The 16,482-nt window shown below is 67.8% G+C and carries 16 protein-coding genes; 13 read left to right on the forward strand and 3 right to left on the reverse strand.

Features of this window, described 5'->3' with window-relative positions; all coding sequences use genetic code 11:
- The first annotated feature begins 81 nt into the window (after nt 1-81).
- The 5 genes from AC5P7R_RS12615 to AC5P7R_RS12635 all read left to right on the forward strand — a co-directional run bounded on the left by AC5P7R_RS12615 (nt 82) and on the right by AC5P7R_RS12635 (nt 6,227).
- Complete coding sequence (locus AC5P7R_RS12615) at nt 82-3,189, forward strand: response regulator (protein ID WP_478436454.1); 3,108 nt, start codon at nt 82-84, stop codon at nt 3,187-3,189.
- Nucleotides 3,186-4,010, forward strand: a complete 825-nt coding sequence (locus AC5P7R_RS12620) for a CheR family methyltransferase (RefSeq protein WP_019661396.1) — start codon at nt 3,186-3,188, stop codon at nt 4,008-4,010. Before AC5P7R_RS12615 ends, AC5P7R_RS12620 begins: the two co-directional genes overlap by 4 nt.
- Entirely contained in the window at nt 4,010-4,585 is a 576-nt protein-coding gene (locus AC5P7R_RS12625) for a chemotaxis protein CheB (protein ID WP_019661397.1), read from the forward strand. The genes AC5P7R_RS12620 and AC5P7R_RS12625 overlap by 1 nt, the downstream gene beginning before the upstream one ends.
- Complete coding sequence (locus AC5P7R_RS12630; RefSeq protein WP_134735659.1) at nt 4,582-5,715, forward strand: response regulator; 1,134 nt, start codon at nt 4,582-4,584, stop codon at nt 5,713-5,715. Before AC5P7R_RS12625 ends, AC5P7R_RS12630 begins: the two co-directional genes overlap by 4 nt.
- An 83-nt stretch (nt 5,716-5,798) precedes the next feature.
- Nucleotides 5,799-6,227 carry a BLUF domain-containing protein gene (locus tag AC5P7R_RS12635; protein ID WP_346483761.1) on the forward strand — a complete coding sequence of 143 codons (429 nt, stop codon included), beginning with the start codon at nt 5,799-5,801 and terminating at the stop codon, nt 6,225-6,227.
- A 9-nt stretch (nt 6,228-6,236) separates the two neighbouring features.
- On the opposite strand, the gene AC5P7R_RS12640 is transcribed toward AC5P7R_RS12635, so the two are convergent.
- A complete protein-coding gene (locus tag AC5P7R_RS12640) occupies nt 6,237-6,551 on the reverse strand; it encodes an ArsR/SmtB family transcription factor (RefSeq protein ID WP_495213928.1) in 315 nt (104 codons plus the stop codon).
- Nucleotides 6,552-6,636: 85 nt separating this feature from the next.
- Between AC5P7R_RS12640 and AC5P7R_RS12645 the strand changes: the two genes are divergently transcribed.
- From AC5P7R_RS12645 to AC5P7R_RS12655, 3 genes are all read left to right on the forward strand, one after another.
- Nucleotides 6,637-7,074, forward strand: a complete 438-nt coding sequence (locus AC5P7R_RS12645; protein WP_019661401.1) for a YeeE/YedE family protein — start codon at nt 6,637-6,639, stop codon at nt 7,072-7,074.
- On the forward strand, nt 7,071-7,484 hold the full coding sequence (locus tag AC5P7R_RS12650) for a DUF6691 family protein (RefSeq protein WP_019661402.1): 414 nt from the start codon (nt 7,071-7,073) through the stop codon (nt 7,482-7,484). Before AC5P7R_RS12645 ends, AC5P7R_RS12650 begins: the two co-directional genes overlap by 4 nt.
- Before the next feature lie 66 nt (nt 7,485-7,550).
- Nucleotides 7,551-8,603 (forward strand): linear amide C-N hydrolase, encoded by a 1,053-nt coding sequence (locus AC5P7R_RS12655; RefSeq protein ID WP_021202845.1) that lies wholly within the window; start codon nt 7,551-7,553, stop codon nt 8,601-8,603.
- Here AC5P7R_RS12655 and AC5P7R_RS12660 read toward each other — a convergent pair.
- A complete protein-coding gene (locus AC5P7R_RS12660) occupies nt 8,600-9,379 on the reverse strand; it encodes a DUF6491 family protein (RefSeq protein WP_021202844.1) in 780 nt (259 codons plus the stop codon). The two genes, AC5P7R_RS12655 and AC5P7R_RS12660, sit on opposite strands and share 4 nt — an antisense overlap.
- A gap of 81 nt (nt 9,380-9,460) precedes the next feature.
- Between AC5P7R_RS12660 and AC5P7R_RS12665 the strand changes: the two genes are divergently transcribed.
- Both AC5P7R_RS12665 and AC5P7R_RS12670 read left to right on the forward strand, forming a co-directional pair.
- Entirely contained in the window at nt 9,461-10,156 is a 696-nt protein-coding gene (locus tag AC5P7R_RS12665) for a helix-turn-helix transcriptional regulator (protein WP_021202843.1), read from the forward strand.
- Between the two features lie 168 nt (nt 10,157-10,324).
- Nucleotides 10,325-11,275 (forward strand): DMT family transporter, encoded by a 951-nt coding sequence (locus tag AC5P7R_RS12670; protein WP_423178493.1) that lies wholly within the window; start codon nt 10,325-10,327, stop codon nt 11,273-11,275.
- A gap of 60 nt (nt 11,276-11,335) precedes the next feature.
- Here AC5P7R_RS12670 and AC5P7R_RS12675 read toward each other — a convergent pair whose 3' ends face one another.
- A complete protein-coding gene (locus AC5P7R_RS12675) occupies nt 11,336-11,605 on the reverse strand; it encodes a hypothetical protein (protein ID WP_197575604.1) in 270 nt (89 codons plus the stop codon).
- A gap of 27 nt (nt 11,606-11,632) precedes the next feature.
- On the opposite strand from AC5P7R_RS12675, the gene thrA reads away from it, so the two are divergent.
- Genes thrA through thrC form a run of 3 tightly spaced genes read left to right on the forward strand, consistent with a single transcriptional unit; the run spans nt 11,633 to nt 16,367 of the window.
- A complete protein-coding gene (gene thrA, locus AC5P7R_RS12680; RefSeq protein WP_478436458.1) occupies nt 11,633-14,137 on the forward strand; it encodes a bifunctional aspartate kinase/homoserine dehydrogenase I in 2,505 nt (834 codons plus the stop codon).
- Nucleotides 14,134-15,048, forward strand: coding sequence for a homoserine kinase (locus tag AC5P7R_RS12685; RefSeq protein WP_478436460.1), 915 nt, complete (start codon nt 14,134-14,136; stop codon nt 15,046-15,048). Before thrA ends, AC5P7R_RS12685 begins: the two co-directional genes overlap by 4 nt.
- A 29-nt stretch (nt 15,049-15,077) precedes the next feature.
- Nucleotides 15,078-16,367 (forward strand): threonine synthase, encoded by a 1,290-nt coding sequence (gene thrC / locus AC5P7R_RS12690; protein WP_495213931.1) that lies wholly within the window; start codon nt 15,078-15,080, stop codon nt 16,365-16,367.
- The last annotated feature ends 115 nt before the right edge of the window (nt 16,368-16,482 follow it).

The raw sequence follows: 16,482 nt of genomic DNA on the forward strand, positions 1-16,482 counted from the left end.
TGACACGTGCCATTTGTCCTGTGCGGCTGAATGCGACACGGAGTACCATCTTCCACCCTTTGCCTTCTGGAACCGACCTGCATGCGTCCTGGTGCGACTACGCGTGACCGCTGGATCTGGATGACGTCCGCTGTGCTGCTGGCCGCGACCATCGCGTTGGAACTGGTCATCCCGCTCGGCTATGCCGTATGGCTGGCCTACTTCCTGGCTGTTGGCGTCACGGTGTTCCAGCGCAGCGCGCGGGCGCCGTTCGTGGTGGCCCTGCTGTCCTGCCTCCTGCTGGTCATCGGCTTCAACGTCGCGCCCGCCAGTTCCAACTCGGCGTTCTCCTTCGTCAACCGGACCATTGGCGGCTGTGCCTTCCTGATGATCGCACTGATCGTCTCGCGCGCGATCCAGGCCCGGCGCCAGGCAATGCGCGCGCTCTGGCTGCAGGAAGCCGAGAACGCGGTGGCGATGAGCCTTCGCGGTGACCTGGGGCCGGAACAGATCGCCGAGGCTGCAGCGACAAGCCTGGCCGCGCAGCTCGGCGCGGAGGTAGGTGCGGTCTACCGACTGGAAGGCGGGCGGTTGCAGCTGACCGGTGGCATCGCCTTGCCTGCGGGAACGCCAGCGTCGCTGGCCCTTCACGAAGGGCTGGCCGGGCAGGTCGCCCGTGATGAACGCATCCGCCACCTGCACGGCGATGATGCCGCCGTGCTTGAACTGCAGACCAGCCTCGGCCGGTTGCCGGTGCGCGAGCGCATCCTGGCGCCGATCAGCAGCGATGGCGCGGTGGTCGGGGTCATCGAGCTGGGTCGCGCCAAGGTGGGCGGACTGCGTGACCTGGATCGCGAACTTCTGGAGCGCTGTGCGGAGACCGTCGGCATGGCGCTGCGCGCATCGCTGCTGCGTGCGCAACTGGTGGTGCTGCTGGAAGAGTCGCAGCGCCAGGGTGAAGAGCTGCAGGCCCAGCAGGAAGAGCTGCGCGTGGCCAACGAAGAACTGGAAGAGCAGAGCCGCAGCCTGCTCCAGTCGCAGAGCCACCTGGAAGAACAGCAGGCCGAGCTGGAACAGAGCAACGTGCAGCTGGAAGAGCGCACCCACGAGCTGGAGGCGCAGAAGCAGGCGCTGCTGGTGGCGCAGAGCCAGCTGGTGCGCAACAGCAACGAGCTGGCCGCGACCTCGCGCTACAAGTCCGAGTTCCTGGCCAACATGTCGCATGAGCTGCGCACGCCGCTGAACAGCTCGCTGATCCTGGCCAAGCTGCTGGCCGACAACAAGGATGGCACGCTCACCGAGGAGCAGGTGAAGTACGCGCGTGCGATCCTCTCGTCCAACAACGACCTGCTGGCGCTGATCAACGACATCCTGGACCTGTCGCGCATCGAGGCCGGCCACGTCGAACTGTCCGATGAAGTGGTGGTGGTCGAGAGCGCGCTGCAGCGCCTGCGCGAGACCTTCGAACCGATGGCGCGGCAGAAGGGCCTGGCGTTGCAGATCGAAGCCGACGCGCTGGCACCGACCCAGCTGGTGGTCGACAGCCAGCGGCTGCAGCAGATCCTGAAGAACCTGCTGGCCAACGCAGTGAAGTTCACCGAGCATGGAAAGGTCAGCCTGCACGTGCGTGCCGGCGGCAACGGCCGCATCCGGTTCGAGGTCTGCGACACCGGCATCGGCATTGCCCGCGAGCAGCTGGACGTCATCTTTGAAGCCTTCCGCCAGGCCGACGGCAGCACCCGCCGTCGCTACGGCGGTACCGGGCTGGGCCTGTCGATCTCGCGCGATCTGGCCGAGCGCATGGGCGGTGGCATCCAGGTCGACAGTGAGCCCGGACGCGGCAGCTGCTTCATCCTGGAGCTGCCGTTGCAGGGTGCGCCCGCCGCGAGCGCGGCTGACGCTGCCGAGGGTCCCTTGGCAGCGCCGCCGGCGGCACCGGCCGTGCTGCCAGCCGCGCCTGTGCGCGTTGCGAGCGCGGCAGCGCCGGTCACTGCGACGGCCGGCGTGGCCGACGACCGTGGTCGCCGGCAGCGCGCCGGTCGCCTGATCCTGGCGGTGGAGGACGATGCCACGTTCGCCGAAGCGCTGGTGGCGCTGGCCCATGAACTGGACTTCGACTGTGTGGTGGCGGGCACGGCGGAAGAGGCGCTGGCCTTGGCCAGCGAACTGCGCCCGAACGGCATCCTGCTCGATATCGGCCTGCCCGATGTGTCCGGGCTGAGCGTGCTGGAGCGCCTGAAGCGCAACCCGGATACCCGCCATATCCCGGTGCATGTGGTCTCGGCCACGGATCGCAGCCAGGTGGCGCGCGAGCTGGGCGCGATCGGGTTTGCGATCAAGCCGACCACGCGCGAGCGGCTGGTGACGGCCATCGAGCAGCTGGAACAGACCAGCCAACGCGACGTGCGGCGGCTGCTGATCGTCGAGGACGACAGCGAGCTGCGCCGCAACCTGGAACTGTTGCTGGGCCGCGACCAGCTGCAGATCGTCGCGGTGGGCACCTTGGCCGGCGCACTGGAACAGCTCAGCACGGTCACGTTCGACTGCATGGTGATGGACCTGTCGCTGCCCGACGGCAGTGGCTACGACCTGCTCGAGCACATGGCCGGCAACGACGATGTCGGTTTCCCGCCGGTGATCGTCTACACCGGTCGCGCGCTCAGCCGCGAGGAAGAGCAGCGCCTGCGTCGCTATTCCAAGAGCATCATCATCAAGGGCGCACGTTCGCCCGAGCGCCTGCTGGACGAGGTCACCCTGTTCCTGCACAGCGTGGAGGCCAGCCTGCCGACCGACCAGCAGCGCCTGCTGCGCGAGGCGCGCCGTCGCGATACTGTGCTCGACGGTCGGACGGTGCTGCTGGCCGAGGACGACGTGCGCAACATCTTCGCACTGTCCAGTGTGCTTGAACCGCTGGGCGTGACCCTGGAGATCGCGCGCAATGGCCAGGAAGCGGTGGATCGCCTGGCCGAGCGCGAGGTCGACCTGGTGCTGATGGACATCATGATGCCGGAGAAGGATGGGCTGGCCGCAATGCGCGAGATCCGCGCGCAACGCCACCTGCAGGACCTGCCGATCATCGCGCTGACCGCCAAGGCCATGCCGGACGATCGTGAGCGCTGCCTGCAGGCCGGTGCCAACGACTACATCGCCAAGCCCATCGACGTCGACAAGCTGGTATCGCTGTGCCGGGTCTGGTGCTCGCGGCAATGAACGAGCAGGCCCTGTTCGACCTGGAGCTGAAGGTGCTGCTGGAAGCGTTGTACCAGCGCTACCACTACGATTTCCGCAGTTACGCGGTGTCGTCGCTGCGCCGACGGATCCGCCAGGCCATGCAGCGTTATGAGTGCGGGCGGCTGGCCGATCTGCAGCACCGCCTGCTGCACGAGCCGGACCTGTTCGCGCAGGCGATGCAGTTCTTCACCGTGCAGGTCTCGGAGATGTTCCGTGACCCGGCCTATTTCCGTGAGCTGCGCGAGCAGGTAGTGCCGGTACTGCGCACCTATCCGTCGGTGAAGCTGTGGGTGGCCGGTTGCAGCACGGGCGAAGAAGTCTGGTCGCTGGCGATCCTGTTGCACGAGGAAGGCCTGCTTGAGCGCAGCATCGTCTACGCCACCGACATCAATCCAGCGGCGCTGGCCACCGCGGAAGCCGGGGCTTATGGCATCGACCGGATGGCGCAGTTCAGCCGCAACTATCTGGCGGCCGGTGGCGCCGCGTCGCTGTCCGATTACTACGCCACGGCTTACGATGGCGCGGTGTTCGATCGGCAGCTGCGCCGCAACGTGGTGTTTGCCGACCACAGCCTGGCCACCGATACGGTGTTCTCCGAAGTACACCTGGTGTCGTGCCGCAACGTGCTGATCTATTTCAACCGCGACCTGCAGGACCGCGCGGTGGGCCTGTTCCGTGAAGCGCTGGTGCACCGCGGCTTCCTGGGCCTGGGCAGCAAGGAGTCGCTGCAGTTCGGGTGCCACCACGATGCGTTCGAGGTCTGTTCGCGCGAGCATCGCCTGTACCGGAAGGTGGCCTGATGGCCACGCCGACACCCCCGGCCGTACTGGTGATCGGGGCTTCGGCCGGTGGCGTCGCGGCCCTGCAGGCGGTGCTCGGCGCGCTGCCCGCGACGCTGCCGGTGCCGGTGCTGGCGGTGCTGCACCTGCCACGTGATCGCAGCAGCCGCATCGCCGAAGTGCTGGCACCTTACTGCGCGCTGCCGGTGCGCGAGGCCGAAGACAAGCAGCCGTTGCTGCGTGGCACGGTGACCTTCGCGCCGCCGGATTACCACCTGCTGGTGGAAGACGCCGGCTCGCTGGCGCTGTCGGTGGACGCGCCAGTGCTGTTCTCGCGCCCGGCCATCGATCCGCTGTTCGAATCGGCAGCGGCCGTATTCGGCGACCAGGTGCTGGCCCTGCTGCTGACCGGCGCCAGCAGCGATGGCAGTGAAGGGGTGGCCGCAGTGCGCGGCGCCGGTGGTCGAGCCTGGCTGCAATGTCCCGAGGAGGCCGAGGCATCGATGATGCCGGCCTCCGCCCTGCAGCACGCTGGTGCCGATGCCGTGCTGCCCCTTGAACTGATGTGTCGTCGCCTGAAGGAGCTGTTTGCATGAACCTGTTGCCGCCGGACCCTGCGCAGTCGCAGTCCCCGGTCAACCTGCTGATCGTCGACGACGTGCCGCAGAATCTGGTGGCCATGCAGGCGCTGTTGCAGCGCGAGGGCGTGAACCTGCTGCTGGCCGGTTCGGGCGCGGAGGCGCTGGAGCTGCTGCTGGAGCACGAGGTGGCGCTGGCGTTGCTCGATGTGCACATGCCCGAGATCGATGGCTTCACCCTGGCCGAACTGATGCGCGGCTCGCATCGCAGCCGCACGGTGCCGATCATCTTCCTGACCGCCTCGCCGGACGATCCGCTGCGTGCGTTCAAGGGCTACGAAACCGGTGCGGTGGATTTCCTGCACAAGCCGGTGGCACCACAGGTCATCCTGAGCAAGGTCAACGTCTTCATCGAGCTGTACCAGCAGCGCCAGCTGCTGAAGGCCCGCAACGAGGCGCTCGAGCGGGCGCTGAAGCTCAACGAGACGATGGCCGCCGTGTTGACCCACGACCTGCGCACGCCGTTGTCGGCGATCCTGTTGTGTGCCGACAAGCTGGCGCTGGAGCTTCCGGCGAACAACAGCAGCGCGCAGCAGACACTGGCGCATCTGGAGGCCAGTACCCTGCGCATGGCGCGGATGGTCGAGCAGTTGCTGGACTTTTCGCGGATCCGCAGTGGTGGCCTGCGGCTGCAGGCTACCGCCTGCGACCTGCGTGAGGTCACCCGTGCGGTGATCGCCGAAGCGGGCAGTGCCCACGGTCAGGAGCGCATTCGTTTCGACGCCGTCGGCGACACGCGCCTGCAAGGCGACATGGACCGCCTGGGCCAGATCGCAGCAAACCTGGTGGGCAATGCGTTGACGCATGGCAGCGAGGCACACGTGCAGCTGGATGGCAACGATGCCCGCGCGGTGGTGCTGCGGGTGAGCAATGCCGGCCATATCGATGACGCGCTGTTGCCGCGCTTGTTCGAGCCGTTCAAGGCCAGTTTCCACCAGAGCAAGGGACTGGGGCTGGGCCTGTACATCGTGGATCAGTTCGTGCGCGCGCACGGCGGCCGGATCGGGGCGCGCAACGAGGCAGGCCAGGTCGTGTTCGAGGCCGTGCTGCCGCGGCGGTGGGACGGGGCGGGCGCCATCGCAACCTGAATTCTTCAGGGAACGGGCGGGCGTATTGAGACGGGCTCGTCCGCAACTGCTACCGTGCGTTCACACCCAGCCAAGGAAGCACCATGCCATTGCGCGCCATCGCCTACATCAGCCGGGCGCTGCCGGAGCTCTCCAGCCAACGCCTGCAGGCGCTGGTCGAAGACGCTGCGCGTTTCAACAAGATGGCGGGGGTGACCGGAGTGCTGCTGCACGATGGCAATCGTTTCCTGCAGTACATCGAGGGGCCGCCGGATGGCATCGACTCGGTGTATGAGCGCATTCTCCAGGCCGGCAGTCACATCGACATCATCGAGCTGGCGCGAGGCCGCCTCGGCCAGCGCCAGTTTCCCTACTGGTCGATGCGGGCGTTGCCGGTGGAGGCAGCGCTGCTGCGCCAGTTGTCATCCAGTGACTGGGCCGGTTTCAGCCGGGCGCTGGAGGGGGGGCGCGCGGCGCCGACACCGGTCGACCTGCTGGACACGGTGGTGCAGCCGGCGCTGCATGCCGGCTGACATTCAACCTCACGCCCGGCCGCAGTAGGCAGCGTGCAGGGCCTGCAGCACACCCAGCGCAGGCCCTTCGACCACCCGATAGTGGATCGCCTGTGCCTCGCGCCGGGTTGCCACGATCTTCATCGCGCGCAGTACCGCCAGGTTCTGGGACAGCGCCGACGCGCTCAGCCCGGTAAGCGCCTGCAGCTCCGCTACTGCCGCCTCGCCTTCGACCAGGCGGCACAACACCCGCAGCCGGGCGGGGTGGGCCAGGCCTTTGAGCAGCGTGGCTGCCTCTGAAGCGTGTTCGGCCATGGCTGCGCCGTCGGGCAGGGACCGGACCATGTTGACTCCTTTGTTTAGGATGATCTAATTTAGAGTAGTCTAAATTAAGGAGCAATTCCATGTGCGGTGACGAAGAGGGTGGGGCATGAACCTGCCCTGGGGTGCGGTCACCGGCGGCGCCTTGATCGGTGCCGCTGCGGTGCTGTTGCTGGCCAGCATCGGGCGCGTGGCGGGCATCAGCGGCATCGCCGCGGGCAGCCTGCGGGCAGCCGAAGGCGAGCGTGGCTGGCGCTGGGCATTCCTGGCCGGCCTGCTGGCATCGGCGGGGCTGGTGCTGTGGTGGCAGTCGGTGCCCGCGGCATCGCCACGCGCACTGCTGCGTGATGCATTGCCGGCCTGGCAGTTGGTCGGCGCCGGCCTGCTGGTCGGCTTCGGCACCCGCTTGGGCAGCGGCTGTACCAGTGGCCACGGCGTGTGTGGCCTGGCGCGCGGTTCGAAGCGATCGTCGCTGGCGGTGCTGTTATTCATGGCGTTCGCGATGCTGACGACCTTCCTGGCCCGGCACGGTGGAGCCCTGGCATGAGTCGTCCGAGGGCTGCTGCCGCTGTAGCGGGTGCGCTGTTCGGTGCAGGCTTGGCCCTTTCCGGCATGACCGATGCGCGTCGCGTGCTCGGCTTCCTTGATGTCACCGGGGATTTCGATCCCACCCTGCTATGGGTGCTGGGGTCGGCGCTGCTGGTCAGTGCGGCCGGCCAGCGCTGGGCGCTGCGGCGCGCGCGGCCGTGGTTCGCGATGCGCTTCCAGTTGCCCACCGCGCGCGATGTCGATACGCGTCTACTGCTGGGCGCCGCACTGTTTGGTATCGGCTGGGGATGGGCCGGCTACTGCCCGGGCCCGGCCATCGCGGGGCTGGCGGCGGCATCGCGCGAGGCGCTGTGGTTCGTGCCTGCCATGGTCCTGGGCTTCTGGGCGCACGATCGGTTCGTGCGCTGAGGCTTCACTCCGGTGTCACCCTGGATCGGATCAGATCATGCATCACGGGGAAAAGGAGCGTAGTGCATGGCACGGATGAACTGGAAAGGAAAGATGATGCTGGCCGTGGCGTTGGCGTCCGCGACCACGCCGGCACTGGCCTGCACGCGTGCGGTGTACCTGGGTGACAACGGCGATGTGATCACCGCGCGCTCGATGGACTGGAAGGTCGATGTGGCGACCAACCTCTACATACTGCCGCGCGGCATTGAGCGCACCGGCCAGGCCGGCCCGAAGTCGCTGGCGTGGACCGCGCGCTACGGCAGCGTGGTGGCCACCGGCTACGACGTGTCGACCACCGACGGCATGAACGAAAAGGGTCTGGTGGCCAACCTGCTGTGGCTGGTCGAATCGGAGTATCCGCAGAAGCGTGGCAGCAAGCCGGGCCTGGCGATTTCGCTGTGGGCGCAGTATGTGCTGGACAACTTCGCTACCGTCGAAGAGGCGGTCACCGCGTTGAAGCGCGAGCCGTACTCGATCGTCACCGACAAGGTGCCCGGCGAAGACCGCCAGGCGACGCTGCACCTGTCGCTGTCCGATGCCAGCGGCGACAGCGCGATCGTCGAATACATCGGCGGTCGCCAGGTGATCCATCATGACCGGCGCTACCAGGTGATGACCAACTCGCCGATCTTCGAGCACCAGCTGGCGCTGAACAGCTATTGGCAGCAGATCGGTGGCACGGTGATGCTGCCCGGCACCAACCGTTCCGCCGACCGCTTCGCCCGCGCCTCGTTCTACATCAATGCCATTCCCAAGTCCGAAGACCCGGTGATGGCGCTGGCCAGCGTGTTCAGCGTGATCCGCAATGCATCGGTGCCGTATGGCATCACCACGCCAGGCGAGCCGAACATTTCTTCCACGCGCTGGCGCACCGTAGCCGACCACAAGCGGCGGTTGTACTTCTTCGAGTCGGCGTTGACCCCGAACACCTTCTGGGTTGATCTGAACAAGGTCGACTTCGGCGGCCAGGTCCTCAAGCTGGACCTCGGCAAGGACCAGCGCAACACCTTTGCCGGCGATGCGCTGGGCCAGTTCGTACCCAGCGCACCGTTCACCTTCCTCGGCGTCGACGGTTAGTTCGACGCCTGGCTGGAAGCCGGATAGACCGCCTGGATCGTGCAGCCGCCGTGGGTGTACTGCGGCAGCGGCGCCAGTGCATCGTTGCGCAGGTCACCCTTCTCGAATCCGGCGGTAAGGATGCGATCGCCCGGATTGCCACAGATCAGGCCGTTCTGCATGCCGGAGTGGAAGCTCAGCTGTGGCGCACGGTCGAGCTGGCGGCAGTGGCTGCCAAGCTCCACGCGATAGTAGCGGTGACCACCATTGCGATGCGGATTGGTCTCCACCAGCATGCCCTGCGGGTCGGACGACCACGCGCGCACGTTGCGCGTGGCAAAGCAGTACGACGGCGAACCACCGAAACTGCGGCGGATGTCCCTGCGCTCGCGGATGGTCAGGGCGGGCAGGGTGGCCATGCGCAGGCGGTCGCTGTCGCGGGCCACGTTGGCGTAGTCGCGATCCTGCACGGGGGTCACCGCGCTGATCGCGCAGGTGCGGCCATCGACCACCACACGCTCGCTGGGGCGACCGCAGGCCCAGCCAGCGGGCGCCTCAAGTTTCAGCGTGGTGGCACCGCGGACGCCGGGGCACTCCTCGCTGAAGTCGATCCGATAAGCCTGGCCCGAGGCGGCTCGCAGGGCGATTGAACGCGGTGACGCCTGCTCCACTTCCTGGACGCCGACCGCGTCCATGCAGTGCGGCGCCGGTGGGGTACGTTCCTGCGCGGAGGCCGGGGCGGTGAGCGCCAGGCCGAGGCTGGTGGCAAGCACCAGGGACAGCTGCTGATGGGTCATGACCTGCACTCCCTGCGTTGGATGACGGACCGACTATAGCAGCGGTTTGCACGGCCGTTGTTACACGCGCACACTGCCCGGATGGGCGCCATCTTCCATCTGCGGCACTACGGGCAGGCCACCGGCCTGGACCGCCATGACTACGCGCAGTGGGTTCTGCCGCTGCAGGGCGAGCTGCAGTTCGAGATGGAAGGGCGCGGCGGTCGGCTGGACCTGCTGCAGGGGGCATTTGTTGCTGCCGGCGAAGCGCATGACCAGATGGCGGACGGCCCCAATGGTTTCGTGATCGTTGATTGTCCTCCAGGCGTGCTTGATGACGGCACGCAGGAGCATCTGTGCCGGCAGCGCTGGCTGCATCTGCCGCTGGCGTTGCGCCGGTGCCTGGCCGACGTGCAGACAGGGCAGCCGATGCCGGCGCTGCTGCCGCAGCTGCTGCAGGTGTTTGCACCGGCGGGCAGTGGCGCGCGCATGCAGGGCCTGTGTGCGGCGGTGCAGGCCGATCCCGGCCGGGCCTGGCCGGTTGCCCGGATGGCCGGATTTGTCGGTGTCAGCGAGAGCCGGTTGCACGCATTGTTCCAGCGCGAGTTCGGGCTGAGCCCGCAGGCCTGGCTCAGCGCGTGCCGGCTGCGCTGGGCCAAGCACCAGCTTCGCACCAGTACGGCGCCGATCAGCGATATCGCGCTGGCCGCAGGCTATTCCGAGCAGAGCGCACTGACTCGTGCGCTGCGCCGCGAGTGTGGCCAGACCCCGGCTGCGTGGCGCAGGAGCGCCGGCTGATCTATAGAGCCGAGCCCACGCTCGGCTGCCCTTATCTGCACAGCGGCCAATCGCAGCCGAGCAGTGGCTCGGCTCTACAGAGTTGACAAGGCAATAGCCTGGGTCAAGAGCCCCTACCGGCCAGCGCTTACACTGCGCGGCCTGGTCTCTCTCCCCCGAAGAACCCGAATGCGCAACAACCCGATGGCCCTGGGCATCGCCAATGGCGTTGCCGCTGGCGCACTGTGGGGCGTGGTCTTTCTCGCACCTGCCGTGCTTCAGTCCTTCAATGCGCTGCAACTGTCCGCTGGTCGCTACCTGGTCTATGGCCTGATGGCAGTCGCCCTGCTGCTGCCGCGATGGAAGCGGCTGGCACCGCGGCTGGGCCGTGCCGAATGGATCGGCCTGCTGTGGCTGAGCCTGGCAGGCAACCTGGTCTATTTCCTGCTGCTGGCCGTGGCGGTGCAGTGGGCTGGTGGCGCTGCAGCCTCCTTGATTGTCGGCCTGATCCCGGTGGTGGTCACCCTCGTTGGCGTGCGCGAGCAGGGGGCGGTGCCGCTGAGGCAGCTGCTGCCGGCGCTGGGCCTGTGCGTGCTCGGCGTGGGACTGGTTGGCTGGGAAGCGCTGATGTCCGAGCATCTGGCCACCCCGTGGCGGCAGCGCCTGATCGGCCTGCTGTGCGCGTTCGGCGCGCTGTTCTCGTGGGCGCTGTACTCGATCGGCAACAGCCGCTGGCTGGCGCGCAGGCCGGACCTGTCCAGCCATGACTGGTCGCTGCTGACCGGCGTCACTACCGGCGGCCTGGCCCTGCTGCTGGTGCCGATGGCCTTCATCGGTCACACCGGCAGCCATTCGGCGGCGCAGTGGAGTGGGTTCTGGGCGATCAGCGCCGGTGTGGCAGTGGTGGCCTCGATCCTCGGCAACGCATTCTGGAACCGCGCCAGCCGCCTGCTGCCGCTGACCCTGACTGGCCAGATGATCGTGTTCGAAACACTGTTCGCACTGCTGTATGCCTTCGCCTGGCAACAGCGTTGGCCGTCGCTGCTGGAAGCACTGGCGATCGTGATGCTGATGGCCGGCGTGATGCTGTGCGCGCATGCCCATCGCACGCCGCGGGCGATCGCCGAACATGCCGGCTGAATCCGGTCGACAAGCGTGCTGATGCGCGCTTGGTCTCAGTTGCAACCAAATGTACGCACGTTAGCCGATGATCGCGGCAGTGGTCTTTTGCGGTGCAACACTTGACAGCAGGCCCATGCGCAGTGTTTTCTGTGCGCCATGGTCCTTAATGCCGCCCACGCCAGCCTGATCGCCCCCGCCACTGCGGGCCGTTCGACTGCGCCGGTCGCCACCACCACCATTACCACCACCACCGTCACCACTGCCCTGGTGCGGCCCGTCGTCTTCGTGTAACTCCCGAAAACCACGGCCCCGCACCATCCAGGTGGCGGGGAAACTCGACACCTGCATGCGACGGGGCCTCCTGCCGAGGTCTGCATGTCTTCCCACACCCCCGCCCATCCCGTTCCCCCGGCCGATCTGGCTGCGCCGTCCACTGTCGTGCACAAGTTCGGCGGCACCTCGGTGGCCGATGCCGAACGCTATCGCCATGTTGCCGGCCTGCTGCTGGCCCGCCCCGAACCGCTGCAGGTCACTGTCGTCTCGGCGATGAAGGGCGTCACTGACGCGCTGATTGATCTGGCGCAGCTGGCGGCCAAGGGCGACGAAGGTTGGCGCGAGGCGTGGCATGCCCTGCGCGCGCGCCATCGCGGCGCCGCCGTGGCGCTGCTGGGCGAGCAGGTCGGCGAGACGGTCGAATGGATCGACGCCCGCTTCGATCAGCTGGCCGAAGTGCTGGCGGCGCTGGCGGTGATCGGCGAGCTGCCGCGCGAAGTGCTCGACCGTGTGCAGGGCCTGGGCGAAGTGTTTTCCGCACAGCTGCTCGGCAGCCACCTGCGTGCCCTGGGCGAAGACTGTGCGGTACTCGATGCACGCGACGTGCTGGTGGTCGGGCATGGCGAACTGGGTGTGGATGTCGACTGGGAGTCCAGCGCGGACCGCCTGGCCAAGTGGCGCCTGCGGCATCCGCAGATGCGCCTGGTCGCCACCGGTTTCGTTGCCCGTGACCGCCATGACCGCATCACCACGCTGGGCCGCAACGGCAGCGACTATTCCGGCGCGATCTTCGCCGCGTTGTTCAATGCCGATGAACTGCACATCTGGACCGACGTCGACGGCGTGCTGTCGGCCGACCCGCGGCTGGTGCCCGAGGCGGTGCAGCTGGAGTCACTGAGCTACGACGAGGCCTGCGAGCTGGCTTATTTCGGCGCCAAGGTGGTGCACCCGCAGACGATGTCGCCGGCCATCCGCCTCGGCCTGCCGATCTTCATCCGCAATACCTTCCAGCCGGCGCATCCGGGGACGCGCATCAGCGCCGAGCGCTCGCCGCGCGGGCCGGTGAAGGGCCTGACCCTGAGCCCCGGCTTGGCCCTGTTGAACCTGGAGGGCACCGGCCTGATCGGCGTGCCCGGTACCGCCGAGCGCGTGTTCGCGGCGCTGCGCCAGGCGCAGGTGTCGGTGGTGATGATCTCGCAGGGTTCGTCAGAGCATTCGATCTGCTGCGTGGTTCGCGCCGCCGAAGCGGCGCGTGGCCGTGAGGCACTGCTGCATGCGTTCGCGCATGAACTGTCGGTAGGGCAGGTGCAGCGCGTGCAGGTCAGCGAGGGCGTCAGCGTGCTGGCGGCAGTGGGCGACGGCATGGCCGGCCAGCCCGGTGTGGCGGCGCGCCTGTTCGAGGCGCTGGGACGCGCGCAGGTGAACATCCTGGCGATCGCGCAGGGCTCGTCGGAGCGCAATATTTCTGTGGCGGTGGACAGTGCCGATGCCACCCGCGCATTGCGGGCCGCACATGCGGGCTTCTGGCTGTCGCCGCAGACGTTCGCGGTCGGTGTGATCGGGCCGGGCAACGTCGGCGCGGCACTGCTGGACCAGCTGCTGGCGGCCCGCCCGCAGCTGCTGGCCAAGGCCAATGTGGAACTTCGCCTGCGCGCGCTGGCCTCGCGTTCGCGCATGCGGCTGGAAGTGGATGGCCTGCACGCCGATTGGCGGGAGGCATTGCAGGACGCGGGCGAGCCCAGCGACCTGGATCGCTTCACCGAACACCTGCTGGCCGCGCACCTGCCGCATGCGGTGGTGATCGACTGCAGTGGCAGCGCCGAGGTGGCCGAGCGCTACGAGGGCTGGCTGGCAGCCGGCATCCACGTGGTGACCCCGAACAAGCAAGCCGGTGCTGGCCCACTGCCGCGCTACCAGCGCATCCGCGCTGCTGCGGCGGCCAGTGGTGCGCGCTTCCGCTACGAAGCCACGGTGGGCGCGGGCCTGCCGGTGATCACCACGCTGCGTGATCTGGTCGATACGGGCGACGAGGTGCTGGCGATCGAAGGCATCTTCTCCGGCACGCTGGCCTGGCTGTTCAACCGCTTCGATGGCAGCCAGCCGTTCTCGCAGTTGGTCGCGCAGGCGCGGTCGATGGGCTACACCGAGCCGGACCCGCGTGACGATCTTTCGGGTGTGGACGTGGCGCGTAAGCTGGTGATCCTCGCCCGCGAGGCCGGCCACGCGCTCAGCCTGGAACAGGTACAGGTGGAAAGCCTGGTGCCGGCGCTGCTGCGCGACGGCAGCGTGGATGACTTCATGGCGCGGCTGGGCGAGTCCGATGCCAGCCTGCTGCAGCGGTTGCAGGACGCGCGGGCGCGTGGCGCGGTGCTGCGCTACGTGGCACAGCTGGGCGCTGACGGTGCCTCGGTGGGCCTGCAGGAACTGCCCGCCGACCACGCCTTCGCCAACCTTCGGTTGACCGACAACGTGGTGCAGTTCCGTACCCGTCGCTACTGCGACAACCCGTTGGTGGTGCAGGGTCCGGGTGCGGGTCCGGAGGTGACGGCAGCGGGTGTGTTCGCGGACCTGCTGCGGGTCGCCGCCGGTGAAGGAGCGCGGCTGTGATCGCACGTGCGTTCGCGCCTGCCTCGGTGGCCAACGTGGCAGTGGGCTTCGACATTCTCGGCCATGCCATTGCCGGTATCGGCGATACCGTGAGCGTGCGCCGCATCAACGAGCCTGCGGTGCGCATCGATGCGATCCGTGGCAGTGCTGTCGCGCTGCCACTGGACGCAGCCGGCAACACCGCCGGGGCTGCGCTGATGTCGCTGCGCGAAGGCCTGGGCCTGGATTTCGGTTTCGCAGTCGAGATCGACAAGGGCATCCCGTTCGGTTCCGGCATGGGCGGTTCGGCAGCGTCGAGTGTCGCGGCCCTGGTCGCCGCCAATGCGCTGCTGGATGCGCCGCTGACGCGCGAGGCGCTGTATCCATTTGCGCTGGATGGCGAGGCGGTGGCCAGTGGTGGCCGTCACGGTGACAACGTGGGGCCATTGCTGCTGGGCGGGCTTGCACTGTGCACGGCCGACCGCCTGCTGCCGATTCCGGTACCGGCTATCTGGCACAGCCTGCTGGTGCATCCGCACGCGGTCCTGGAAACACGCCGCGCACGCCAGGCGCTGCAGGGCAGCTATGCGCTGGGTGAATTCGTGGCACAGAGTGCGAACCTTGCGCTGGTACTCAGTGGCTGCCATCGCAGCGACGCCGCGCTGGTCCGCGCAGGCCTGCGTGATGTGCTGGTGGAGCCTCGCCGCGCCGGCCTGATTGCGGGCTTCGAGGCCGCACGCGATGCGGCGCTGTCTGCGCATGCGATGGGCGCGGGCATTTCGGGCGCTGGCCCCAGCGTGTTCGCCTGGTTCGAGGACGCCGACCAGGCCCGCGCCGCTGCCGCACCGGTGCAGGCGGCATTCGCCGCCGCCGGTTTCGACAGCGATGCCTGGGTGTCGCCGCTGGATGCACCGGGAGCCCGCTTGTGCTGAATCCTTCCCCTTTACTGGATACCCAACCTATGCAATTTGTTTCGACCCGCGGCCAGTCCCCGGCCGTCGGCCTCAGTGCGGCGATCGCTGCAGGATTGGCGCCCGATGGTGGGCTGTATGTTCCGCAGGTGCTGCCGGCGCCACGTGAGCTGCAGGCCGGCGCAACGCTGGCCGATACCGCCGCCGATCTGCTGGCACCGTTCTTCGCAGGTGATGCTCTGGAGGCAGCGCTGCCTTCGATCTGCCGCGAGGCGTTCGACTTCCCGGTGCCACTGCGTGCACTCGGCGACGGTGACCATGTGCTGGAGCTGTTCCATGGGCCGACGGCGGCGTTCAAGGATATCGGTGCGCGCTTCCTGGCCGGTACGCTGTCGCGGCTGCAGGACGGCAAGGACCGTGATCTGACCATCGTCGTCGCCACCTCCGGCGATACCGGCGCCGCCGTTGCCGCGGCCTTCCATCGCCAGCCCGGCGTACGCGTGGTGGTGCTGTATCCGGATGGCCGCGTGTCACCGCGGCAGGCGCATCAGCTCGGTTATTTCGGCGACAACATCCAGGCGCTGCGCGTGGCCGGCGCCTTCGACGATTGCCAGGCGATGGTCAAGCAGGCACTGGCTGACCGCGAACTGCAGGCGCAGGTGCCGCTGAGTTCGGCCAACAGCATCAGCCTCGGCCGCCTGCTGCCGCAGATGAGTTATTACGCGCATGCGGCGTTGTCCCATTACGCGACGCATCGTCGCCGGCTCAACCTGGTGGTGCCGACCGGCAACCTTGGCAATGCGATGGCGGCCGTGCTGGCGCGCGCGCTGGGCGTTCCGATCGGGCAGATCGTGCTGGCCACCAATGCCAATGCGGTACTGCCGGCGTACTTCAACGGTGGCGACTACCAGCCGCAGGCCAGTGTGGCCACGGTTGCCAACGCAATGGATGTGGGGGCGCCAAGCAACTTCGAACGCCTGCGCTGGCTCTATCACGGTGATGATGCCGAGCTGCGCGCTGCCTTCCGCGCGTTCTCGGTAGATGACGTGACCATCCGCGCGACGATTGCGGCGGCGCACGCCAGCAACGGCGAACTGTTCTGCCCGCATACGGCCACAGCGGTGAAGGTGCTGCAGGACCTGCGCGCGCGTGGTGCCAAGGGTGACTGGGCGGTGGTGGCTACCGCCCATCCGGCCAAGTTCGAGGCTGTGGTCGAACCGTTGATCGGCGAACCTGTGGCCGTGCCGCCTGCATTGGATGCGTTGTTGCAGCGGCCGGCGCACGCCGAACCGTTGGCCGCCGATTACGCGGCGTTGCGTGAGGTGTTGGCTCCCATGTAGACCCGAGCCATGCTCGGCTGCTGTTCGCGCACGGCGCGATGAGTCGAGCATGGCTCGACTCTACAATGCCCTTCGCGCAACACGGGTAGTGCCGGCCGCTGGCCGGCAACCCAGC

This window comes from Stenotrophomonas sp. YJH_SMC_27 (assembly GCF_059369815.1).